The organism is Micromonospora sp. NPDC049374 (assembly GCF_040677165.1).
Classification (GTDB): domain Bacteria; phylum Actinomycetota; class Actinomycetes; order Mycobacteriales; family Micromonosporaceae; genus Micromonospora.
Genome location: NZ_JBFAQH010000005.1, coordinates 36,773 through 60,005 on the forward strand (window position 1 = coordinate 36,773; position 23,233 = coordinate 60,005).

At 69.6% G+C, this 23,233-nt stretch carries 18 protein-coding genes; 12 read left to right on the forward strand and 6 right to left on the reverse strand.

Going from position 1 to position 23,233, the window contains the following annotated elements; translation table 11 throughout:
- Positions 1 to 18: 18 nt before the first annotated feature.
- The 3 genes from AB0J93_RS10450 to AB0J93_RS10460 all read right to left on the reverse strand — a co-directional run bounded on the left by AB0J93_RS10450 (position 19) and on the right by AB0J93_RS10460 (position 3,423).
- A complete protein-coding gene (locus AB0J93_RS10450; RefSeq protein WP_363920326.1) occupies positions 19 to 1,215 on the reverse strand; it encodes an epoxide hydrolase family protein in 1,197 nt (398 codons plus the stop codon).
- Positions 1,216 to 1,373: 158 nt separating this feature from the next.
- Positions 1,374 to 2,321 carry a glycosyl hydrolase family 32 gene (locus AB0J93_RS10455; protein ID WP_363920328.1) on the reverse strand — a complete coding sequence of 316 codons (948 nt, stop codon included), beginning with the start codon at positions 2,319 to 2,321 and terminating at the stop codon, positions 1,374 to 1,376.
- Positions 2,322 to 2,397: 76 nt separating this feature from the next.
- Positions 2,398 to 3,423 carry a LacI family DNA-binding transcriptional regulator gene (locus AB0J93_RS10460; protein ID WP_363920330.1) on the reverse strand — a complete coding sequence of 342 codons (1,026 nt, stop codon included), beginning with the start codon at positions 3,421 to 3,423 and terminating at the stop codon, positions 2,398 to 2,400.
- 376 nt (positions 3,424 to 3,799) lie between these two features.
- Here AB0J93_RS10460 and AB0J93_RS10465 point away from each other — a divergent pair, with 376 nt between their 5' ends.
- The 5 genes from AB0J93_RS10465 (at position 3,800) to AB0J93_RS10485 (ending at position 8,989) form a co-directional block, all read left to right on the forward strand.
- Positions 3,800 to 5,161, forward strand: a complete 1,362-nt coding sequence (locus AB0J93_RS10465) for an extracellular solute-binding protein (protein ID WP_363920332.1) — start codon at positions 3,800 to 3,802, stop codon at positions 5,159 to 5,161.
- Positions 5,158 to 6,126, forward strand: coding sequence for a sugar ABC transporter permease (locus AB0J93_RS10470; RefSeq protein ID WP_363920334.1), 969 nt, complete (start codon positions 5,158 to 5,160; stop codon positions 6,124 to 6,126). Before AB0J93_RS10465 ends, AB0J93_RS10470 begins: the two co-directional genes overlap by 4 nt.
- A complete protein-coding gene (locus tag AB0J93_RS10475; RefSeq protein ID WP_210936882.1) occupies positions 6,126 to 6,953 on the forward strand; it encodes a carbohydrate ABC transporter permease in 828 nt (275 codons plus the stop codon). Before AB0J93_RS10470 ends, AB0J93_RS10475 begins: the two co-directional genes overlap by 1 nt.
- Positions 6,954 to 6,957: 4 nt before the next feature.
- Complete coding sequence (locus AB0J93_RS10480; protein ID WP_363920337.1) at positions 6,958 to 8,106, forward strand: serine hydrolase domain-containing protein; 1,149 nt, start codon at positions 6,958 to 6,960, stop codon at positions 8,104 to 8,106.
- Between the two features lie 82 nt (positions 8,107 to 8,188).
- Positions 8,189 to 8,989 carry an inositol monophosphatase family protein gene (locus AB0J93_RS10485; RefSeq protein WP_363920339.1) on the forward strand — a complete coding sequence of 267 codons (801 nt, stop codon included), beginning with the start codon at positions 8,189 to 8,191 and terminating at the stop codon, positions 8,987 to 8,989.
- 24 nt (positions 8,990 to 9,013) lie between these two features.
- On the opposite strand, the gene AB0J93_RS10490 is transcribed toward AB0J93_RS10485, so the two are convergent.
- On the reverse strand, positions 9,014 to 9,475 hold the full coding sequence (locus AB0J93_RS10490; RefSeq protein WP_363920341.1) for a VOC family protein: 462 nt from the start codon (positions 9,473 to 9,475) through the stop codon (positions 9,014 to 9,016).
- Positions 9,476 to 10,144: 669 nt separating this feature from the next.
- Between AB0J93_RS10490 and AB0J93_RS10495 the strand changes: the two genes are divergently transcribed.
- The 4 genes from AB0J93_RS10495 to AB0J93_RS10510 all read left to right on the forward strand — a co-directional run bounded on the left by AB0J93_RS10495 (position 10,145) and on the right by AB0J93_RS10510 (position 15,187).
- Positions 10,145 to 11,212, forward strand: a complete 1,068-nt coding sequence (locus tag AB0J93_RS10495; protein ID WP_363920343.1) for a sugar ABC transporter substrate-binding protein — start codon at positions 10,145 to 10,147, stop codon at positions 11,210 to 11,212.
- Positions 11,209 to 12,750 carry a sugar ABC transporter ATP-binding protein gene (locus AB0J93_RS10500; RefSeq protein ID WP_363920345.1) on the forward strand — a complete coding sequence of 514 codons (1,542 nt, stop codon included), beginning with the start codon at positions 11,209 to 11,211 and terminating at the stop codon, positions 12,748 to 12,750. Before AB0J93_RS10495 ends, AB0J93_RS10500 begins: the two co-directional genes overlap by 4 nt.
- Positions 12,743 to 13,786: an ABC transporter permease gene (locus tag AB0J93_RS10505; protein WP_363920347.1), complete on the forward strand. Its 1,044-nt coding sequence runs from the start codon at positions 12,743 to 12,745 to the stop codon at positions 13,784 to 13,786. The genes AB0J93_RS10500 and AB0J93_RS10505 overlap by 8 nt, the downstream gene beginning before the upstream one ends.
- A 72-nt stretch (positions 13,787 to 13,858) precedes the next feature.
- Positions 13,859 to 15,187 carry an enolase C-terminal domain-like protein gene (locus AB0J93_RS10510; RefSeq protein WP_363920875.1) on the forward strand — a complete coding sequence of 443 codons (1,329 nt, stop codon included), beginning with the start codon at positions 13,859 to 13,861 and terminating at the stop codon, positions 15,185 to 15,187.
- A 236-nt stretch (positions 15,188 to 15,423) separates the two neighbouring features.
- Here the strand turns inward: AB0J93_RS10510 and AB0J93_RS10515 are convergent, their stop codons facing one another.
- Positions 15,424 to 16,119, reverse strand: coding sequence for a FadR/GntR family transcriptional regulator (locus tag AB0J93_RS10515; protein WP_363920349.1), 696 nt, complete (start codon positions 16,117 to 16,119; stop codon positions 15,424 to 15,426).
- Positions 16,120 to 16,288: 169 nt separating this feature from the next.
- Here AB0J93_RS10515 and AB0J93_RS10520 point away from each other — a divergent pair, with 169 nt between their 5' ends.
- Both AB0J93_RS10520 and AB0J93_RS10525 read left to right on the forward strand, forming a co-directional pair.
- A complete protein-coding gene (locus AB0J93_RS10520) occupies positions 16,289 to 16,624 on the forward strand; it encodes an L-rhamnose mutarotase (protein WP_363920351.1) in 336 nt (111 codons plus the stop codon).
- Between the two features lie 406 nt (positions 16,625 to 17,030).
- Positions 17,031 to 20,033: a glycoside hydrolase family 95 protein gene (locus tag AB0J93_RS10525; RefSeq protein ID WP_363920353.1), complete on the forward strand. Its 3,003-nt coding sequence runs from the start codon at positions 17,031 to 17,033 to the stop codon at positions 20,031 to 20,033.
- Between the two features lie 131 nt (positions 20,034 to 20,164).
- On the opposite strand, the gene AB0J93_RS10530 is transcribed toward AB0J93_RS10525, so the two are convergent.
- Positions 20,165 to 21,475 (reverse strand): hypothetical protein, encoded by a 1,311-nt coding sequence (locus AB0J93_RS10530; RefSeq protein WP_363920355.1) that lies wholly within the window; start codon positions 21,473 to 21,475, stop codon positions 20,165 to 20,167.
- Between the two features lie 580 nt (positions 21,476 to 22,055).
- Here AB0J93_RS10530 and chvE point away from each other — a divergent pair.
- The gene (gene chvE, locus AB0J93_RS10535) at positions 22,056 to 23,186 is read left to right on the forward strand and encodes a multiple monosaccharide ABC transporter substrate-binding protein (RefSeq protein ID WP_363920357.1); all 1,131 of its coding nucleotides are present in this window, start codon (positions 22,056 to 22,058) and stop codon (positions 23,184 to 23,186) included.
- Positions 23,187 to 23,233: the final 47 nt, after the last annotated feature.

Consider the following 23,233-nt stretch of genomic DNA (forward strand, 5'->3'; position numbering starts at 1 on the left):
CGGCCGGCGTTCGGCGGTTCAGGGCGTCCGCAGCGGCCGGAACGCGGCGCGTACCTCGGCGGAGAAGAGTTCCGGCTCCTCCCAGGCAGCGAAGTGGCCGCCACGGTCGACCTCGTTGAAGTACGCGACGCCGGGGTAGACGGTTTCGACCCAGCTACGTGGGGCAGCCCAGATCTCGCCGGGGAACGCCGTGAAGGCGACCGGGACAGCGACCGGTGGCGGCGGCTGGCCGGCCGCGTCGGCGGCCGCCTGGAATCGTCCGAACTCCCAGTACCACCGGGCGGAGGAGGCACCGGTGCCGGTGAGCCAGTAGAGGGTGATGTTGTCGACGACGGAGTCCCGGGTGAGCCCGCCCACCGGCTCGCCGTCGACGAACGCGCGGGAGATCTTGTAGTAGCTGTCCGTGTCGTGGTCCAGCATCCACGCCGCCAGCCCGACTGGTGAATCGAGCAGCGAGTAGCCGATCGTCTGCGGTCGGGTGGACTGTTCCAGGAAGTAGCCGAAACCGTCAGTGGTGAACGTGGTGAGCGCGGCGTGCGCCATGCGTTCCTGTTCGGACTTCGCCGGCAGTTGATCCTTGAGACCGATCGCCGCGGCGAGCAGGTTGACGTGGATGCCGACCAGCCCGTCGGGTGCCTGGCGGCCCATCGCGTCCGTGACCGAGGCACCCACGTCGCCGCCCTGCGCGACGTAGCGGGAGTAGCCGAGCCGGTCCATCAGCTGTGCCCACGCGCCTGCCATCCGGGCGGAGTCCCACCCGGGCACCGTCGGCTCGCCGGAGAGGCCGTAGCCGGGCAGCGACGGCAGCACCAGGTGGAAGGCGTCCTCGGCCCGCCCGCCGTGCGCCGTCGGGTCGGTGAGTGGGCCGACCACCCCGAGCAGCTCGACGACCGAGCCTGGCCAGCCATGCGTCATGATCAGGGGAAGCGCGTCCTCGTGCCGGGACCGCACGTGGATGAAGTGAATCTCGACGCCGTCGATCTCGGTCGTGTACTGCGGCAGCGCGTTCAACCTGGCCTCACCCGCGCGCCAGTCGTGCTCGGTGGCCCAGTAACGGGCCAACTCCTGGATCGTCGTCAGCTGCACGCCCTGAGAGCGGTCGGCGACCAGCTCTCTCGTGGGCCAGCGGGTGGCCGTGATCCGGCGACGCAGGTCCGTGAGTGACTCTTCCGGGGCGTCGAGCTGGAAGGGTCGGACTCCGTTGTCGTGGGACATGCTCACCACCTGTCGGGTCGGATCGAGCGGCACCGGCCGCGGCCGAGCCCGTACGCGCTCATCCTCACATCGGCGTGACGACGGTGGGACCGGAACAGGATTTGTGGACGGCGCGGCCCCTTCTCTGCCCGAACCTGGTGGGAGGCGGCGCCGGCACCTCAGCTACCGACGGGTGCCGGGTGCCGGGCGACCAGGCCGACGGCGGGGTCGTAGCGGACCGGGACGGGATCGCTGATTTCCCCGACGAACTCGCCGTCGGCGTGCTCGACGAAGCCGATGAGGGACCAGCCGTCGCCGTCGGGGACCAGGCGGGGTGCGTACAGGTGCGGTTGGGTGATCGGCCGGGCGGCGGCGATGTCCCAGGGTCCGCGCACGGTGGGCCCGGTGGCGACCCAGAGCCGCGACTCGGGTTCCCGGCCGGCGGCGAAGGTGTTGGTGCAGAACAGCAGCAGCGGCTGCCCGTCGACGACGGCGACCTGCGGCACCTCCAGGTGACCGAAGCCGGCCGGCGTGGACAGTGGCGGTCGGACCGTCCAGTTCACCAGGTCCGGGGAGGTCGCGTGGCCGACGACGCCGCGCGCGTCGCCCGGTCCCTGGTTGGTGCGGGCGGTGATCAGCATGTGCCAACCGTCACCGTCGGGGTCCGGGAAGACCCACGGGTCGCGCCAGGCCTGCTCGTACCACACCTCACGGTCGAGCAGCTCGTACCAGGTCGGGTCGGCCTCCAGTAGCGGTGTGTCGCCGTGCCGGTGCCAGCTGACCAGGTCGTCGGAGACGGCCAGGCCGATGCGCTGGACCAGGCCGTCCTCCGCCCGACCGACCCCGGTGTAGAAGAGGTACCACCGCTGGTCCGGGCCGCGGACCGTGCAGCCGGTCCAGGTTGCCAGGTCGTCCCAGGCGGGTGCGTCGGCGGGTACGAGGGCGTCGGCGCGCAGCTGCCAGGAGCGCAGGTCGGTGGAGACCGCGTGGCCGATCGAGGCGCGCCGGTGGCGGCGGTGCGGGTCGAGCAGGGCCCGGGAGGCGCGCAGGAAGAACGCGTGCCAGTTGTCGTCGTCGTCCTGGGCGTACCAGCTGTCCCACACCCAGTGGTCGGGCAGTCGAAGCATGGCCGGAAACGTACCAGTGAATCGGTTTAGCGACTACTGCGGGTGCGGCCTGTGCAGTCAGCGGGGACGGTTGGGCTCAGGCGGCGGGCGTGGCCACGGACCGCCGCCGCCGCAGCGGCATCGGGACGAACGACGCGCCGCCGTCACCGCCGTCGAGCAGCACCTCCACCGCACGGCGGCCCATCTGTTCGTGCGGCAGCGCCGCCGTGGACAGCCCCGGCCGCAGCCACGCGGCGATCGGGTCGTCGTCGAAGGAGATCACCGAGAGGTCGCCGGGAATGCTCAGGCCGGCCTCGCCGAGCGCCTGGTACGCGCCGAAGGCGAGCCGGTCGTTCATGCAGATCACCGCGGTGGGGCGGGTCGGGCGGTCCAGCAGCGTACGCATGGCGGCGTAGCCGTGCTCCGGCAGCCACTCCGGGCAGAAGCCCTCGGTGAGCAGTGCGACACCGGCGGCGGCGAGGGTGCTCCGGATGCCGCGTAGCCGGGCGTCGGCGGCCAGCGAGATCTCCGGGTCGAGTTCCTTCTGCCGGTTACGGCCGATCAGGGCGATCCGGTCCCGGTGGCCCTGCGCGAGCAGGGTCTCGGCGACCATCGCGCCGGCACCCTCGTCGTCGGGCAGCACGCAGGGCAACGGCTCCGGACTGGTCGCGTTGAGCAGCACCACCGAGCCGCCGAGGATGGCCGGCGGCACCGCCAGCCGGCGGGTCGCCATGGCCGCGTAGATCACGCCGTCGACCTGGCGGTCGAGGATGGCCTCGATGGCGTACCGCTCGAACGTCGCGTCGCCCTGCGTCTCGGTGATCAGCAGGACGTGGTCGCGCTCGCGGGCGGCGTCCAGCGCGCCGCGGATGAGGCCACCGGCGAAGCGGGTGGTGGCGACGATGTCGGAGACGAACGCGATGGTGGCGGTCTTGCGGGTCCGCAGGCTGCGGGCGGCCACGTTCGGTCGGTAGCCGAGTTCCTCCGCGGCCGCGAAGACCCGCTGGTGCGCCTCGGCGGAGAGCCGGGTGCCCTCGCGCCCGTTCAGCACCATCGACGCGGCGGTCTTGGACAGACCGGCCCGTCGCGCCACGTCGGCCAGTGTCGCTCTCTCACGGCCCATTGCGTCCTCCGATCACGGCGGTCGTCCCGACGCCGCCGTCGTCCCATCATGATGGGTCGAGTCGATTCCGTGGTCACCGGCGGTGTGCCCGGCCTGGCTGGGGGCCGGTGAACCAGTTGTTTCCAGACCGTTGCGAACTCGTCCTTGACAGTCCCCGGCGACGCGCGCATGCTCTGCTAAATCAGTTTAGCGACGTGGTTTCGCCTCTGCGGTGGACGCCTTCGCGTCTACCGACGTCATATTGGGTACCGCGGGCCGCGAGCCGGAGTTTCGGCACGCGACGTGCGACACGTGGTGGCCGGCGGGCTGGGCTCGTGGCGGTCGCCACGGACGGCCGTCAACCGGTCCGGCGCGCGGATGAGTCAAGGAGCATGAGGTGCCGGAGTTCTCGACGAGATTCACCCGACGCCGGTTGGCACTGCTGGTGCCACTACTGGGCGTCAGCATCGCCATCACCGGCTGTAGCGCACCGGGTTCGGAGGAGACCCCCGCAGGGGACTCCGACGCTCCGGTGAGCACCGAGCTGGGTAGCGACCCGATCACCCTGGAAATGTACGCCGAGACCGGCTTCCCGCTGGCCAAGGCCCTCGCGGACGAGTTCACGAAGCAGCACCCGAACGTCACGTTCAACGTCCGCGAGGACCAGTTCACCGTGATCACGGAGAACGCGCCCCGGGTGCTCGCCTCGGACAACGCGCCGGACATCATCCGGCTGCCCACCATGGTCGACCTGGTCAAGGACGGGCTGCTGAAGAACCTGGACCCGTACTTCGACGCGTACGGCTGGGACAAGTTCCCCGCCTCGTCGCTGGTCCAGCTGCGCCTGTCCGACGGCGGCGCGGTGCGCGGCAGCGGCTCGCTGTACGGCATGGGCCTGGGCTACAGCGTGACCGGCGTCTTCTACAACAAGAAGCAGGCCGAGCAGGTCGGCATGACCCAGCCGCCGGCCACCATCGCGGAGTTCGAGGAGCTGCTGGCCAAGGCGAAGGCGGCCAACCTGCTGCCGATCATGCAGTTCAACAAGAACACCGCCGGCATCAACTTCCCCCATCAGGCACTCCAGAACCAGTACGGCGACCCGACCGCCATCGCCGACTGGATCTTCCAGAAGCCGGGCGCGACCTTCGACACGCCGGCGGCGCTGAAGGCCACCCAGACCATCCAGAAGTGGGCCGAGGCCGGCTACTTCCCGAAGGACGCAAACGCCATCGACTACACGGCGATGATGGGCGAGTTCCAGAAGGGCAACGGCCTGTTCATGTTCAACGGCGACTGGGAGTCGGGGAACCTGGACAAGAACATGGCCGGCGAGGTCGGCTTCTTCCTCTTCCCGGGTGAGACCGCCGACGCCAAGCGGGTCGCGATGTCCGCGCCGAACACGTTCGGCGTCGGTGCCAAGGCCAAGAACCCGGACGCCGCCGCCTTCTTCCTCAACTGGGTGCACACCAACGACAAGGCCCGGGAGATCTCGGTCACCATTGGTGGTTCGCACCCGGGCGGCCCGGCCGACCTGGCCCTGCCGCCGGTGTCGGAGGGGACCGTGCTGGCTGAGACGCTCAAGGCGTCGCAGCAGCTCGGTGCGGACAACGGCGCGGTCGACTTCACCGCGAACGCCACCGGCGGCATCTTCGCCGCGGCCATCACCCCCGAGATGCAGAAGCTGATCGCCGGCCAGCAGACCCCGGAGGGGTACGTGAAGGCGGTCCAGGCCGAGTACGAGAAGGAACTGTCCCGATGACGTCTGCCCTCGGCAGCGCCTCGGCCGGGTCGGACACCGCGTCCCGACCCGGCCGGGGGGACACCCGGTCACCCGCGCGGCCCCACCGGAAGCGGTGGGGCCGCACGGTCCGGTGGTCCGGGTGGCTCTGGGTCCTGCCCGCACTGATCATGTACGGCATCTTCGTGCTGCGTCCGCTCGTGCTGACCATGCAGTACTCGCTGTACCACTGGAACGGCATCGGTGCGGCCCGCTGGGCGGGGCTGGACAACTACCTCACGGTCTTCACCGACCGGGACCTGCTGAAGATCATCTCGAACGCCTTCATTCTGATCATCTTCTTCAGCTTCATCCCGGTCCTGCTCGGCCTGCTGGTGGCCAGCCTGGTCCGGCGGATCACCACCGGGCCGGCCGGCACCATGGTCCGGACCGTGCTGTTCCTGCCCCAGGTGATCCCGCTCGTCGCGGCCGGCATCGCCTGGAGTTGGGTGCTCTCCACCAACGGCCTGGTCAACCAGGCGCTGCGGGCCGTCGGGCTGGACGGCGTCACCCGGGCCTGGCTCGGCGAGTTCAACACCGCGCTGCCGGCGGTGGGCGTGATCGGCACCTGGGTCATGCTCGGCCTCTGCACGATCCTGCTGATCACCGGAATGAGCAAGATCGACCCTTCGCTCTACGAGGCCGCCCGCATCGACGGTGCCGGCCCGGTGCGTGAGTTCTTCGCGGTCACCCTGCCCAGCCTGCGCCAGGAGATCGGGATCTGCCTGACCGTGACCATCATCGCGGCACTGGCCAGCTTCGACATCGTCTACATCTCCACAAGCGGTGGCCCGGGGATCCAGACCACCGTGCCCGGCCTGGAGATCTATCGGCTCGCCTTCTCCCAGCGTCAGGTCGGCCTCGCCTCGGCCCTCGCGGTGGTGCTGATGGCGCTGGTGCTGGTGTGCGTACTGCCGATCCAGCGGCTGACCCGGGGAGAGAAGTGATGAACCTGACCACCCGCAGCGAGCGGCTGACCGGACGCATCTTCCTGATCGCGCTGGTCGTGGTCACCCTGCTGCCGTTCCTGAGCATGCTGTCGGCGGCCCTGCAACCACGCGGTACGGTGCCCACCGGCCTGGCCTGGCCCACCGATCCGCAGTGGGGCAACTTCGTCGACGCCTTCACCGCCGCGAACATGGGCGCCCTGCTGAAGTCGAGTGCGCTGATCGTGGCCGGAGTGGTGCCGGTCGGCGTACTCATCGCGACCATGGCCGGATTCGGCCTCGGTCACCTGCGGGTGCCCGGTGGCCACCTCGCCTTCGGGCTGCTGCTGCTCGGCCTGACCCTGCCCTTCGAGGCGGTGGTCACCCCGCTGTACTACCAGATGCGGGACCTGGGCCTGCTCAACACCCGATGGGCGATCGTCCTGCCGTTGATCGGCCTCTACATGCCGTTCGCGGTCTTCTGGATGCGTGCCCACTTCATAAACGTGCCCCGGGAACTGTCCGAGGCGGCGCGGGTGGACGGCAGCAACACCTGGCAGCTGTTCTGGCGGGTCCACGTGCCGCTGGCCCGGCCGGCCATCGCCTCGCTGACCATTCTGTTGTTCCTGTGGACCTGGAACCAGTTCCTGCTCGCCATCGTGCTCGTCGACGATGCGACGAAGCGGACCATGGCCGGCGCTCTCGGCGCCTTCCAGGGGCAGTGGGGAACCGATCTGGTGCTGCTCTGCGCTGGCTCACTGCTCATCCTCACGCCTACCCTCATCGTGTTCCTGATCTTCCAGCGACAGTTCATCAAGGCCCTGCTTCAGGGCTCCGTGAAGGGATAGCGGGTTGAGCGACACCCAGATCCACGGTGACGTCGACGAGGGCTTCGGCCGGGTCGCCGACGTGTTTCGGGACAACTTCGCCCACCGGCAGGAGGTGGGCGCCGCGGTCGCCGTCTACCTGCGCGGCCGTAAGGTCGTCGACCTGCACGGTGGGCTGGCCGACACCCGGTCGGGGCGCCCCTGGGCCGCGGACACGCCCGCCGTCGTCTTCTCCTGCACCAAGGGGATCATGGCGATCTGCGCGTACCTGCTGGTGCAGGAGGGGCGGTTGGATCTCGACGCGCCGGTCACCCGCTACTGGCCGGAGTTCGGTCAGCACGGCAAGGCGGAGATCCCGGTCCGGTGGCTGCTCACCCACCAGGCTGGCCTGCCGGCGCTGGATCAGCCCTTCTCCCGCGAGGAGGTGCTCGCCTGGGATCCGGTGATCAAGGCGATCGAGGCACAGGCTCCACTGTGGAAGCCGGGCACGGCGCACAGCTACCATGCGATCACCTACGGCTGGCTGATCGGCGAGGTGATCCGGCGGATCACCGGTGAGCTGCCCGGTGTCTACTTCGCCCGGGCCCTCGGCGAGCCGCTCGGCCTGCGTACCTGGATCGGCCTGCCGGCCGCCGAGCGGGACGCGGTCGCCTGGATGCTGGCGCCGATCGGCGAGCCCGTCCCGGCCGGCGATCCGGTCGCCGAGCGCGGCATCACCATGGGCGGTGCCTTTGCCTTTCCGGCCGACGAGAACGGCCTGGTCAGCTTCAACGACCCAGCCATACAGGCCGCACAGATCCCGGGCGCGGGCGCGGTCAGCACGGCCGAGAGCCTGGCCCGGCTCTACGCCGCCTGCGTCTCCGAGGTGGCCGGTGCGCGGCTGCTCAGCCCCGCTTCCGTCGATGACGCCGTCACGGTCCAGGTCAGCGGACAACAGGTCTACGGGCTCCCCGATGCGGGACACCGCTGGGGTACCGGTTTCCTGGTGCACTCGGAACCACGCCCGATGGTCGGCGCGCGCAGCTTCGGCCACGACGGCGCGGGCGGGCACCTGGCCTTCGGCGACGACACCCACCAGGTCGGCTTCGGTTACGTCGTCAACCAGATGGGCGGCTTCGACGACGAGCGGGCCAACCTGCTCTCCGCAGCGCTCCGGGACTGCCTCGGGCGATAGGTGACCGACGCGGGTGGCCCCGGCGCTGCCGCTCGACTGGGCCGGGGCACACCCGCGACCGGGACCGACGTACGGTGGTCGGATGTCGCTTGTTGATGCTGATCTCGCGATCCGGGCGGCGCAGGCCGGTGCCGAGGTGGTGCGCTCGCACCACGGCACAGCGGTGGCACAGTTCGCGAAGTCGGGTTGGGACTTCGCCACCACCGCCGACATCGAGGCGGAGCAGGCCATCCTCGGCGTGCTGCGGTCCGCGCGACCCGACGACGTCGTGTTGGCCGAGGAGAGCGGACGCAGCGGCTCCGTCGGGGACGGGCGCGTCTGGCTTGTCGATCCGCTCTGCGGGACGCTGAACTTCGCCGTACACACCACGCTGGTCTCGGTGAACGTGGCCCTGCGGGTCGGCACGGAGGTCGGGGTGGCGGCCGCCGTGGACCCGTTCGCGCAGGAGGTCTTCTGGACCGACGGCACCGCCGCCCGGGTGCGGTGCGGCGGTGTCGACAAGCAACTCACGCCGTCGGCGGCATCCAAGCTGGTGGACGTCAATCTCGATCCGCCATACCCGAACGAGCGGGTGTTCCGGGCCGCCCGGCTGTTGGCTGACGAGCGGTTCGTGGAGCGTTTCCGGCCCCGGGTCGTGTCGACCACCTTGGCGTTGGCATGGGTCGCGGCCGGCCGGCGCGCGGCGTACGTGACTGACGGCGAGCTGCGCGACAGTGTGCACTTCGCCGCCGGCATCGCGCTCTGTGCGGCGGCCGGCTGCGTGGTGACCGGGATCGACGGCCAGCCCTGGCACAGCGGCCGGGGCGGGCTCGTCGCGGCGGCCGACACGGGTACGCACGCCGAGCTGTTGGCGTTCATCGCGGCGCAACGGGATTCGGCGTAGCATCCGGAATCGTCGCAAGCCCAGTCAGTCGAGGCAGAACTCGTTGCCCTCGGGGTCGGTCAGCACGATGAAGCCCGCCTCAAGCGGTGGTGCGGGCTCGACCCGGCGTACCTGGGTGGCGCCCAACGCGACAAGCCGATCACACTCGGACTGCAAGGCCGCCATCCGTTCCGCTCCGGTGAGCCCGGGCGCGGCCCGCACGTCGAGGTGCACCCGGTTCTTGACGATCTTGTCCTCCGGGACCTGCTGGAAGAACAGCCGTGGACCGTGCCCCTCCGGGTCCTCGATTGCCGACCGGGTGTTGCGCTGCTCGGGCGGTACGCCGATCCGGGCGAGGAAGTCGTCCCACGCGGCCAGCGGGTCGGCGCCCTCGGGCAGGTCGACTCCGGGCGGGCCGGGATGCACGTAGCCCAGCACGTCACGCCAGAACGTCGACAACGCCGTCGGGTCGTGGGCGTCGAAGGTGACCTGGATGTGGCGGCTCATCGGGTTGCTCCAATCGGTTCGCGTCCAGGCCACCACCCTGGCAGACAGGGCTGACACATTTGGCGCGACCACGGTGTCCGGCGCTACCGCTGACAGCTCAGATTCTCCTGATTCGCGTCCGAAACAAGCTAGCAATGTCATTGCCATCGATGTTAGCGTTCGCACATGGCACCTCCGCACCCGGAGGGACAGACACAGCCGCGCTGATGTGATCGCCAACATCGCCGGCTCGATGTCCCCGCCTCGCGGGTTGTCGCCGGTCGCGTCAGCTGCCGCCCGCAGCGCTCTTCGTCGCGATGCATCTGATGTCTGCTGCGCTCCGAGCGCTCTCGTGTGGCGCTATGACGGAATCTTGGCCGTTGACGTCACATGTCTGTAACCCCTAACGTCTGATGTCTGAGCCACGTGGTCCACCGCCCCGCCATCGTGTTCTGGAGGGATCGCCATGTCCCGTTCCCCTGTGAAATGGGCAGCGACACCGACAGTGGCAGATCACCGAGCAGGGCGAACCGGCGGTACCGAATCGCCAACCGGACGGCAGCACGAATCTGCTGTGGACCATCGGCTCGGCATGAACCCTTCGCACGTCACGTCCGACACGTGCTTCGTCACGGCCCGACCCGGCCAGGGCGAGCACGTGGGGTGACGCCTGGATATGGAGGAACGACAATGAAGAACAGGGCACTGACGAGCGTGGGGCTGACGCTGCTGCTCGGTGCGTCGGCCACCTTCGCGGCCGGCTGTGGTGACGGCACGGCCGACGGGACCGGATCGGGCGGCTCCCAGGTCATCGGGGTCGACTACCCCCGCTCCGACACGGACTTCTGGAACTCCTACATCAAGTACGTCCCGCAGTTCGCCGACGAGTTGGGTGTCGAGGTCAAGACGACCAACTCGCAGAACGACATCGCCAACCTGATCTCGAACACCCAGACCTTCATCAGTCAGGGCGTCAAGGGTGTGGTGATGGCACCGCAGGACACCGCCGCCATCGCGCCGACCCTGTCCCAACTGGACAGCAAGAAGATCCCGGTGGTCACCATCGACACCCGGCCGGACACCGGCAACGTGTTCATGGTCGTCCGTGCCGACAACCGGGCCTACGGCATCAAGGCGTGCCAGTTCCTCGGTACCAAGCTCGGCGGCAAGGGCAAGGTCGTGATGCTCCAGGGCGGCCTCGACTCGATCAACGGCCGGGACCGCACCGAGGCATTCAACGAGTGCATGCAGCAGCAGTTCCCCGAGATCACCGTCTTCGGCGAGGCCACCGACTGGAAGGCCGACGTGGCGGCGTCGAAGCTACAGACCCGGTTCGCCTCCGACCCGGACGTCAAGGGCATCTACATGCAGTCCTCCTTCGCCCTGTCCGGGACCCTCCAGATCCTCAAGCAGCGGGGTCTCCAGGTGCCGCCGAGCGACCCGAAGCACGTCTTCGTGGTCTCCAACGACGGCATCCCCGAGGAGCTGAAGAACATCGGTGAGGGTCTGATCGACGCCACCGTCAGCCAGCCGGCCGACCTCTACGCCAGGTACGGGCTGGAGTACGTGCAGGCGGCGATCGAGGGCAAGACCTTCCAACCCGGCCCGACCGAGCACGGCAGCAACATCATCCAGGTGCGCGACGGCCTGCTGGAGGACCAACTGCCGGCACCGCTGGTGACGTCGGACGGTGCGCCGATCGCGGGAGAGCCCACCCTGAAGTTCGACGACCCGTCCCTGTGGGGCAACAACCCATGAGCGTCGTCCCGCACGGGCCGACCGACGGGCTGGTCGGTGCCGACCAGCCCGTCGTGGAGGCCGTGAACATCACCAAACGGTTCGGGTCGACGGTGGCCCTGGCCGACGCGGGGATCGTGGTCCGCCGTGGCGAGACCCACGCTCTGGTGGGGCGCAACGGCGCCGGCAAGTCCACCCTGGTCAGCATCCTCACCGGGTTGCAGGCCGCCGACGACGGCGCGGTGGCCTTCGACGGGCGTCCGGCACCGCCGCTGGGCGACCGTGACGCCTGGCGCAAGCGGGTGGCCTGCGTCTACCAGAAGTCCACAATCATCGGCACGCTCACCGTCGCGGAGAACCTGTTCCTCAACCGGCACGCCCGCGGTCGGGCCGGGTTGATCCGCTGGTCGCGGCTGCGTCGGGCGGCGGAGGAGTTGCTGGCGGAGTGGTCGGTGGAGGTCGACGTACGTCAGCCCGCATCGACGCTCTCCGTCGAGCAGCGGCAGTTCGTCGAGATCGCCCGGGCGCTCTCCTTCGGTGCCCGGTTCATCATCCTCGACGAACCGACCGCCCAACTCGACGCCGCGGGCATCAACCGGCTGTTCGCCCGGATCCGGGAGCTGCGGGCGCAGGGCGTGACGTTCCTGTTCATCAGCCATCACCTTCAGGAGATCTACGAGATCTGCGACCAGGTGACGGTCTTCCGCGACGCCCGGCACATCGTCACCGCCCCGGTGGCGCAGCTGAGCCGACCGGCGTTGGTCGCCGCGATGACCGGCGAGGACGTGACCATGCCCGAGGCCGACCACCGGTCGCTGCCCGCCGACGCGCCGGTGCTGCTCGCCGTACGCGACCTGGTCACCGCCTCCGGCGCGGAGCTGTCCGTCGAGGTCCGGGCGGGCGAGGTGGTGGGCATCGCGGGCGGCGGTGGCAGCGGCAAGGTCGAGGTCGCCGAGGCGATCGTCGGCCTGGCCCGGCCGGCGGGCGGGACGGTCGTCGTCGACGGGCGGGCGCTGCGGCCCGGCAGCGTGCCCGACGCCCTCGACGCGGGTGTCGGGCTGGTGCCGCAGGACCGGCACCGCGAAGGGCTGGTGCCGCTGCTGTCCATCGCCGAGAACGTCACCATGACCGTGCCGGACCGGATCGGTCGGCGGGGCCTCATCTCGCCGGCCCGGCGTGACGCGGTGGCCCGGGACACCATCACCGACCTGGCGATCAAGGCGGCCGGGCCGCAGGTTCCGGTTTCCGAGCTGTCCGGCGGCAACCAGCAGAAGGTGGTGATGGGCCGGGCGCTGGCCAGCGATCCGAAGCTGCTGGTCCTGATCACCCCGACCGCCGGGGTGGACGTGCGCTCCAAGCAGACCCTGCTCGGTGTCGTCGAGGAGGTACGCCGTCGCGGTACCAGTGTGCTTGTCGTCTCCGACGAACTCGACGACCTGCGGATCTGTGATCGCGTACTGGTCATGTTCCAGGGGCGGGTCGTCCGCGAGACGGCCCACGGCTGGAGCGACAACGAGCTGGTAGCCGCCATGGAAGGGGTGGATCTCCACCATGTCTGAGACGCTCTCCACCACCGCGCGGCCGGCCGCCACGCCGCCACCGCCAACCCGGGATTCCTCGTCGCGGAGCCTGGCCATCGCCCGGCTACGTGACCTGGCGCTGGTGCCGGCGATCATCGCGGTCGCGATCGTCGGGTCCATCGTCAGCCCGGTCTTCCTCAGCACCGACAACATCATCAACGTGCTGCAGAGCATGTCGGAGATCGCCATCGTGGTCCTCGCCCAGACCATCGTGCTGATCACCGGCAAGATGGACCTGTCGCTGGAGTCCACCTTCGGTCTCGCCCCGGGCATCGCCGCCTGGCTGGTGGTGGATCCCGCGTTGACCCGGGGTCTCGGTCTCGACGTGCTGCCGGACGCCTGGTCGGTCCCGGTGGTGCTGCTCGTCGGCGCCCTCGTCGGCGCCTTCAACGGGCTGCTCATCGTCCGCTTCGGCCTCAACGGCTTCGTCGTCACGCTGGGCATGCTTATCGTCCTGCGTGGGCTGCTCACCGGCATCTCCGGTGGTCAGACCTTCTTCATGCTGCCCGAGTCGATGACCTATCTCGGCTCCGCCACCTGGGTCGGCGTGCCGGCCTCGATCTGGCTGTCACTGCTGCTGTTCGCCGCCGGGATCGTCGTTCTCGGTTACACCCGGGCCGGGCGGGCGTTGTACGCGATCGGCGGCAACGCCGACGCGGCCCGGGCGGCGGGTATCCGGACCGACCGGGTGCTCTGGCTGGCCCTCATCGTCGCCAGTGTGCTCGCGGCGCTCGCCGGTCTGCTGATCAGCGGCCGGCTGGCGGCGGTGCCGTCGGCCCAGGGCAGCGGCGCCATCTTCCAGGTCTTCGCGGCGGCGGTGATCGGTGGCGTCAGCCTCAACGGCGGCAAGGGCAGCGTCTTCGGCGCCTTCACCGGCGTCCTGCTGCTGTTCATGATCATTAACGTGTTGACCCTGGCCGGGGTGCCCGCGCAGTGGACGAACTTCCTCAACGGCACCGTCATCCTGGTGGCCCTGGTGGTCTCCCGCATCACCGGAGGCAAGGCACAGACGTGAGGCGGCCCGCCCGTCGGCCGGACCCATCGCGAGGCAGGCAACCAGGCCCACCTGCTCGACCCTCAGGAGTTACTGGTGAGTGAGCGCATCTCGTCCGTAGAAACCATCGACGTACGGTTCCCCACGTCCCGGCATCGCGACGGGTCGGACGCGATGAACCCGTTCCCCGACTACTCGGCCGCGTACGTCATCGTGCGGACATCGGCCGGTGCCGAGGGACACGGGCTGGTCTTCACCGTGGGCCGGGGCACCGACCTCCAGGTCGCGGCGGTGCAGGCACTCGCCCCGATGGTGGTCGGCCAGCCGGTCGACGAGCTGGTCGCCGATCCGGGGGCGCTGGCCCGCCGGCTCGTCGGCGACAGCCAGATCCGCTGGCTCGGGCCGGAGAAGGGGGTCGTGCACATGGCCGCCGGTGGCCTCGTCAACGCGGTGTGGGACCTCGCGGCCCGGCGGGCGGAGAAGCCGTTGTGGAAGCTGCTCGCCGACCTCACCCCGGAGCAGTTGGTCGCCCAGGTCGACTTCCGTTACCTGCGCGACGCCCTCACCGAGGACGAGGCGGTGGCGTTGCTGCGGGCCGCCGAGGGCGGGCGGGCCGAGCGCGAGCGGCGGCTACGGGCCGAGGGCTATCCGGCGTACACCACCACCCCCGGCTGGCTGGGCTACGACGACGAGAAACTGGCCCGGCTCTGCCGGGAGGCGGTCGAGGCCGGCTACCGACTGATCAAGCTCAAGGTGGGCGGGAACCTGACCGACGACGTACGCCGGATGGGCATCGCCCGACGGGCCGTCGGGCCGGACGTCCGGATCGCGGTCGACGCGAACCAGATCTGGGGCGTGCCCGAGGCGATCCGCTGGATGCGGGAGCTGGCCGAGTTCGACCCGTACTGGATCGAGGAGCCGACCTCGCCGGACGACGTGCTCGGGCACGGGGCCGTACGCAAGGCGCTCGCCCCGGTCAAGGTGGCCACCGGCGAGCACGTGCACAACGCGGTCATGTTCAAGCAGTTGCTCCAGGCCGACGCCGTCGACGTGGTGCAGATCGACGCCTGCCGCGTCGCCGGAGTCAACGAGAACCTGGCGATCCTGTTGCTCGCCGCGAAGTTCGGGGTGCCGGTCTGCCCGCACGCCGGGGGAGTGGGGCTGTGTGAGCTGGTGCAGCATCTGGCCATGTTCGACTTCGTCGCGATCAGCGGCAGCACCGAGGGGCGGGCCATCGAGTACGTCGATCACCTGCACGAGCACTTCGTCGACCCGGTACGCGTCAGCGGCGGACGATACCTCGCCCCCGACGCGCCCGGCATGAGCGCCCGGATCCTGCCCGACTCGTTGGCGCAGTACCGCTTCCCGGGCGGCCCGGCGTGGGCGGACGCGCCGGTGATGGCGGGAGTGCCGACGGCATGATCACTATTCGGGTCGGGGTGCGCGGCACCCTACCGGTGCTGGGCTGTCGCTGCCATCGCGATGAGGCTGCCGAGTTCCTCGGCTACGCCGCCGTTCGGCGCGGGTCGTCTGATGTCTGTCCCGGCTTGACCGGTCTGCCTGCTCCGATCCGGTTGCCCGAGGTTCCGCCGGGCGCTGGCACCGGCCCTGCCGCCGCTGGCGGCGCGGGAGCGACACGAGGCCCCCGACGATGGCGCCTAACCGTCCGCCGACTTCGCGGCGAGCACCGTACGCAGCCACGCCTCGGAGGTGTTGACATGCAGCAGGGCGCTGGCCTGTGCCAGCAACTGGTCACGCGCGCGCAGTGCGAGGTAGATCGTGTGGTGCTCCTCGATGGTCTGGTGCGCCGAGTTGCCCTCTATCAACCCGCGCCACACCCGGGCCCGCAGCGTACGACCGGAGAGCCCGTCGAGCAGCGAGGTGAGGGTCTCGTTGCCGGTGGTGGCGATGACGGTGTGGTGGAAGGCGGTGTCGAACTGGATCAGCTTCTCGGCGTCGTCGGCCGCCGCCCGCATGTCCTCCAGGATCTGGCCCAGCTCGTCGAGGTCGGCGTCGGTCATCCGCAGCGCCGCCAGGCCGGTCGCCATCGGCTCCAGCATCCGGCGTACCTCCATGACCTCCAGGAGCGTGTCGTCACGCAGCAACTCCACCGCGACGCCGAGCCCTTGCAGCAGCAGCCGGGGGGCGAGGCTGGTCACGTACGTCCCGTCGCCGCGTCGCACGTCGAGCACCCGAGCCGATTCGAGCACCTTGACCGCCTCCCGGACTCCGCTGCGCGAGAGCCCCATCTGGGCGGCCAGTTGCGGCTCCGGTGGCAGCCGCGCCCCCGGGGGCAGCTCACCGCTCTGGATCATGCTCCGGATCTTCGCGATCGCGTCGTCGGTAAGTGCCATCCGCGCCCCCTTCGGACCGGTCAGCCGGACGCCGGCCTGGACCCGATGCCCGTGGCCGGCACCGGCGACCCTCACCACTATAGATACATCGGACGTTTGCCGGCGACGCTGCTCGCTCGCCGGGTGGCTGCCGGGACCAGGATCAACCGACCTCACCGGAGGGTGTGACGTGCGACGTTACGGCATGGTGATCCGGCTCAGGCCGGAGCACCGGGGGACCTACCTGCGGCTGCACGCCGAGGTGTGGCCCGGTGTCGAGCAGACGCTGCGCGAGGGGAACATCCGCAACTTCACCATCTTTCTCCACGGCGACCTGTTGTTCGGTTACTACGAGTACGTCGGCGACGATCACGCTGCGGACCAGCGCCGGATGGCCGACGACCCGGAGACGCAGGCGTGGTGGAAGCTGACCGACCCGTGCCAGGAATCGCTCGCCGAACCCGGCTCGGGGCACTGGTGGGCCCCGATGCAGGAGATCTGGCACCTGACCGAGGAGGCACCCTGACCCGTCCAGGCCGGAACGCTTACCGGTGCACGGCTGCTCGTGCTCGCCGCGTCAGCGCCTGAGCGCGTCGCGACGAATCGGCACCGACCGCCGATCCGCCGGTCGCTCCGGCTACATCTGATGAATATCGTGAAGCGGAGCTCTCGCCCGGTGTGTGGTCCGGTTCGACCGGGCGGCCGATCGGGTGTCGCAGCACTGTGCCCTGGATCGTAGAACGCCTGGTGTAGCGGCATTGTCTGGCCGGTGGGCGGACTGCGGACCGCCGACGCGAGACTTAAATCGACCGTTGCCTATCGCGCTGACCGGCGGTAACATTCGCGAAACACATCAGACGTCTGGGCCGTTCTGGGCCTGCCGGCGATCAGTGAGGCTTCGCACGGCCGGATCGGTCACGGTTGGAGGATCGATGTCAGACCTGACTCGACGGCAGGCCCTCAAGATCGGCGCGGCGGGTGCGGGTGGTGCCCTGCTGCCGGTGCCGTGGACCGCCGCGGCCCGAGCGGATTCGGCGGCACCGCCACAGGTGCTGGCCGCCGGTGACCTGGCGCTCTGGTATGACGAGGCCGCCGGCACCGACTGGCTGCGGGCGCTGCCGGTCGGCAACGGCCGGCTCGGCGCCATGGTCTTCGGCAACGTCGACGCGGAACGGCTACAGCTCAACGAGGACACCGTCTGGGCCGGCGGGCCGCACGACCCGAGCAACCCCCGTGGTCTGGGCGCGCTGGCCGAGATCCGGCGCCTGGTGTTCGCCAACCAGTGGACCCAGGCCCAGAACCTGATCAACCAGAACATGCTCGGCAATCCGGTCGGGCAGTTGGCGTACCAGACCGTCGGCAACCTCCGGCTGGCCTTCCCGACCTCCGGCGGGGCCTCGCAGTACAACCGGCAGCTGGACCTCACCACCGCGACGACAAGCGTGTCGTACGTGATGAACGGCGTGCGGTACCAGCGGGAGACCTTCGCCAGCGCTCCGGACCAGGTCATCGCGATGCGGCTGACCGCCGACCGGACGGGCTCGATCACCTTCACCGCCACGTTCGACAGCCCGCAGCGAACCTCCGTCTCCAGCCCGGACGGCACCACGATCGCCCTCGACGGCGTCTCCGGCAACCAGGAAGGCGTCAACGGCGCGGTGCGGTTCCTGGCGTTGGCCAACGCCACCGTCAGTGGTGGCACGGTGAGCAGTTCCGGTGGCACCTTGCGGGTGACAGGTGCGACAAGCGTGACCCTGCTCGTCTCGATCGGCACCAGCTACGTCAACTACCGCAACGTCGGCGGCGACTACCAGGGCATCGCGCGTCGGCACCTCACCGCGGCGCGGGCCAGCAACTACGACCAGCTGCGCAGTCGGCACGTCGCCGACTACCAGGCGCTGTTCGGGCGGGTCAGCCTCGATCTGGGGCGTACCTCCGCCGCCGACCAGCCGACAGACGTCCGGATCGCCCAGCACAACAGCGTCAACGATCCGCAGTTCTCCGCGTTGCTGTTCCAGTTCGGTAGGTACCTGCTGATCTCGTCCTCCCGGCCGGGCACCCAGCCGGCCAATCTCCAGGGCATCTGGAACGACTCGCTGACCCCGGCCTGGGACTCGAAGTACACGATCAACGCCAATCTGCCGATGAACTACTGGCTGGCCAACACCACGAACCTGTCCGAGTGCCACGAACCGGTCTTCGGCATGGTCAGGGATCTCGCGGTGGCCGGCGCCCGCACCGCCCAGGTGCAGTACGGCGCCGGTGGCTGGGTCACCCACCACAACACCGACGCCTGGCGGGCCACCTCGGTCGTCGACGGTGCCTTCTGGGGCATGTGGCAGACCGGCGGCGCCTGGCTGGCCACCCTGATCTGGGACCACTACCTGTTCACCGGGGACATCGAATTCCTCCGGGCGAACTACCCGGCGATGAAGGGCGCGGCGCAGTTCTTCCTCGACACCCTGGTGACCGAGCCGAGTCTCGGTTACCTGGTGACCAACCCGTCGAACTCGCCGGAGATCGGCCACCACACCGACGCCAGCGTGTGTGCCGGCCCCACGATGGACAATCAGATCCTGCGGGACCTCTTCGACGGGTGTGCCCGGGCGAGCGAGCTGCTCAACACCGACGCCACCTTCCGGGCGCAGGTGCGGGCCACCCGGGACCGGCTCGCGCCGAACCGCATCGGGTCGCGCGGCAACATCATGGAGTGGCTCTACGACTGGGTCGAGACCGAGCGGTACCACCGCCACATCTCGCACCTCTACGGGCTGGCGCCCAGCAACCAGATCACCCGGCGGGGCACCCCGCAGCTGTTCGAGGCGGCCCGGCGCACCCTGGAGATCCGGGGCGACGACGGCACCGGCTGGTCGCTCGCCTGGAAAATCAACTTCTGGGCTCGGATGGAGGAGGGCAACCGGGCCCACGACCTGATCCGCTTCCTCGCCACCCCGGCCCGGCTCGCGCCGAACATGTTCGACCTGCATCCGCCGTTCCAGATCGACGGCAACTTCGGCGCCACCGCCGGCATCGCGGAGATGCTGCTGCACAGCCACGTCGGTGAGCTGCACATCCTGCCGGCGCTGCCGGCGGCCTGGCCCAGCGGACAGGTAAGCGGACTGCGCGGCCGGGGTGGTCACACCGTCGGCATCACCTGGAGTAACGGCCAGGCCACCGAGATTCTCGTCCGGCCGGACCGGGCCGGCACCGTCCGGCTGCGGGGGCGCATGTTCACCGGCAACCACACCGTGGTGGACGTCGCCGACGACACCCCGGCGCGGACCACGAAGGTCGAGAACGACCTGATCGAGGTCACCGTCGCGGCCGGGCGCACCTACCGGGCCACCGGGTCCGGTGGTACGCCCACCGCACCGCCGCTGGAGCAGAGCTTCACCAACGTCAGCACCACAAACGACAACAACACCGGCGCCGGGAACTTCGACGGCAACGGAGCCACCCTCTCCGCGCAGGCCCTGGCCCAGGCCGGGGTCACGCCCGGCAGCACGCTGAGCCGCAACGGGGTCACCTTCCGCTGGCCCAACGTCGCACCGGGCGGTGCCGACAACGCCATCGCCTCCGGGCAGTCGATCGGTCTGACCGGCACCGGCCGTACGCTCGGCTTCCTCGCCACCGGCACCTACGGGGCCGTGTCGGGCACCGCCGCGGTGGTCTACGCCGACGGCACCCGGCAGACGTTCACGCTGAGCACCCCCGACTGGTACGGCGGCCCGCACTCCGGTGGCACCGCGGCCGTCGTGATGGCCTACCAGAACCGGCCCGGCAACCAGCGGCACAACACCGTCGCCTGCGTCTACTACGTCGGGGTGGCGTTGCAGAACAAGCCGGTGGCCCGGGTGGAACTGCCGAACATCAGCGCACGCCCCGCGGCCAACGTACCGACCATGCACATCTTCGCGATCGCGATCGGCGCCTGACGGTCGAGGGCGGGCCTGCCGGATCGCAACCGACCCGACGGACCCGCCCCGGCGGGCTCGCCGGCCACGACATCCCGGTCGCGGCCGGCGGGCCCGGTCTGCTCAGTACGTGCCGGATGCCCGGCCGACACTCACTTCCGCTGGGCCAGCAGCCACTGCAGGATGCTCCGGTCGTCGTACGTCGGGCCGTAGGCGGCGTGGTAGTCGGGCAGCGTGAACGCCTCGTTGCCGTACTCGGTGTAGTGCAGCAGCTGGGCGATCTGCTCGGACGTCTTGCCCTGCGCCTCGTACGCCGAACGCAGCGCCGCCCGCGAGTTGCGGGCCAGCGAGATGTTCAGCAGGTGGTCGTTGACACCGTGGGTGATCCACAGCGGGATCTCGGCGGCGGCGATGGCCGTCGCCTGGCTGGCGCTGACCTGGAACCCGCCGGTGACCAGGCCGGCGGTGAACAGGTCGGGACGCTTGGCGAACGCCTCCCACAGCAGCCGCGAACCGTACGAGACGGTGGTGGCGTACACCCGCTCGGTGTCCACCGCGTGGTCCTTGCTGAACTGCTCGACCAACTTGACCAGCAGCTCCGCCTCGGCCACGTCACCCACCCGCTGGTTCTGCGGGGCGAGCACGATGACGTCCTCCCGGCTGCCGGTGACGTCCGGCTGGAGCCAGGCGGTCGCCGGGATGTCGGCGGCGATCTGCACGCCCGTGTTGTCGCCGTCCCAGCCCATGCCGTGCCCGGGCAGGACGACCATCAGCGGGTACTTCCTGCCGGGCTGGTAGTTCTTCGGCAGGTGGTAGTGGTACGGCAGCACCATGCCGCCACTGAGGTACGAGCCGTAGCGGAACTCGTCGACCAGCAGGTTCACCGGTGCCTCCGTGACACCGTGCGAGGTACGGGGCGCGCCCTTGGCCAGCACCGGCCCGGCACCCTTGCCCTTGCCCGGCTGGGCGTGCACGTCCTTGCGTTGGGTCACCCGGGTCGGCAGGTCCGGGTTCACCTTGACCGTGCAGAGGAAGGTCGGGCACTTGGAGACGATGACCGTCCAGCCGGCGTTCTGGTCGGGGTCCAACTCGACGATGACGTACCGGCCGGGCACGGACCGGCGGTCGGCGCGGACGGTGGCGCTGCTGTTGGTGTAGGTGTGGGTGATCTTCCGCTCGGTCAGCTTGGGCAGATCCTCGATGGGGTTGAAGCGGAAGTTGTAGCTGGTGTCGGAGACCGCGAAGGTCGAGTTGTCGAGCTTGCGGGGGTTGACCGTCGCGCCGTACTCGACGGCGACGGCCGAGACCTTCTGGCCGTAGCTGTAGACCGTGGTGATGGGGGTGACGCTGCGGATGCCACCGGTGCCGCCGCCGTGATCCCTGGTCGCGGCATAGGCGGCGGTGCCCGACGTGGCCAGCAGCAGCACCGCAGCGACGGAGACGAGCGTCCTGCGCATTCTCATCGGCCCTCCTCGTTGGACGCGTCCGTCTGGTCCGGCTCGCGCCGGAGCGGCTCTGCCGAGCTGCGAAACAGCGGGCGCTAAACTGATTTAGCAGAGCATCGGTGCCGACCCGATGGATGTCAAGGCCACCCTCGTAACGGTGCCGAAACCGAGTGTTCACATCGCGCGACGGTGCAGCTCGCCGATGGTCGACCTCGGCGCCCCGTGAACCTCGTTGATCATGAGGTTGACGGCGTGTTTGATCTCCAGTTCTGCCGCTAACCTCATGATCAACGGCTGGGGTGGGGTCGGGTGTGGACGGCGGACGGCGCGGGCTGTTCGCTGACCCTGGCTTGCCGTATTCTCTGACGTCTATGACCGCCGTCCGGTAGGCCTGCGCGACCCCACGGTCGCATCGCGTGATCGCCACCCTGACCTGCTACGACTCGGGCAGATGGAGGAGTGGGGCGTTCGTTACGAGACCGTGACCGCGGTATTTCCGACCAGGTGTTGACCTAGGCATTGTGAGCGCTAACACTTGGGCCCCAAGTGCGACCCGCGCAGCCGGTCCGACGGCGCGAGTTCCAGATTGGGGAAGCCAGTGAACAGAAGAGTCCTGGCCGCTCTCGGTAGCGCCGCCCTGGCGCTGAGCATGGCGGCCTGCAGCGGTGAGGGCGCCGGCAGCGGCGGAAACGACAGTGACAAGCCCGCCGACCTGACCATCGGCGTGTCGATGCCGACGCAGACCTCCGAGCGGTGGATCGCGGACGGCAACTCGGTCAAGGAGAAGCTCGAAGCCAAGGGCTACCAGGTCGACCTCCAGTACGCCGGCGACGACATCCCCACCCAGTCCCAGCAGGTCGACCAGATGATCACTCGGGGCGCCGACGTGCTCATCATCGCGGCGATCGACGGCACGGCGCTGAGCGGGCAGTTGCAGGCGGCGGCCGACGCGGACATCCCGGTCATCGCCTACGACCGGCTCATCCGGGACAGCCCGAACGTCGACTTCTACGTCAGCTTCGACAACTACAAGGTCGGTGTCGCCCAGGCGACCGCGCTGCTGGTCGGCCTCGGCGTGCAGACCAAGGACGGCGCGAAGGGCGAGGCGAAGGGCCCGTTCAACATCGAGCTGTTCGCCGGATCGCTTGACGACAACAACGCCCACTTCTTCTTCGACGGCGCGATGGACACCCTCAAGCCGTTCATCGACGACGGCACCCTGAAGGTGACCTCCGGGCAGACCAACATCGAGCAGGTGGCGATCCTGCGCTGGCAGCAGGAGGCCGCGCAGAAGCGGATGGAGGACCTGCTGACCGCGAGCTACAACAGCGGCACCAAGGTCGACGGCGTGCTGTCGCCGTACGACGGGCTGTCGCGGGGCATCATCACCGCCCTGCAGAACGCCGGCTACAAGGGGGCGGACTTCCCGGTGGTGACCGGCCAGGACGCCGAGATCGCCTCGGTCAAGCTGATCGACGACGGGGTGCAGAGCTCCACCATCTTCAAGGACACCCGCCTGCTGGCCGAGCAGGCCGTCATCGCCGGCGAGGCCTTCCTGACCGACAAGACGCCGGAGGCCAACGACACCGAGACGTACAACAACGGTGTCAAGGTCGTCCCGTCGTACCTGCTGCCGGTGCAGACCGTGTTCAAGGACGACATCAAGCCGGTCCTGATCGACTCGGGCTACTTCACCGCTGAGGAGGTCGCTGCCGGCCAGGCCGGCTGACGGCTCCGCCGGGCTCGGCGGCGCGATCCGCGGCCGAGCCCGGCACC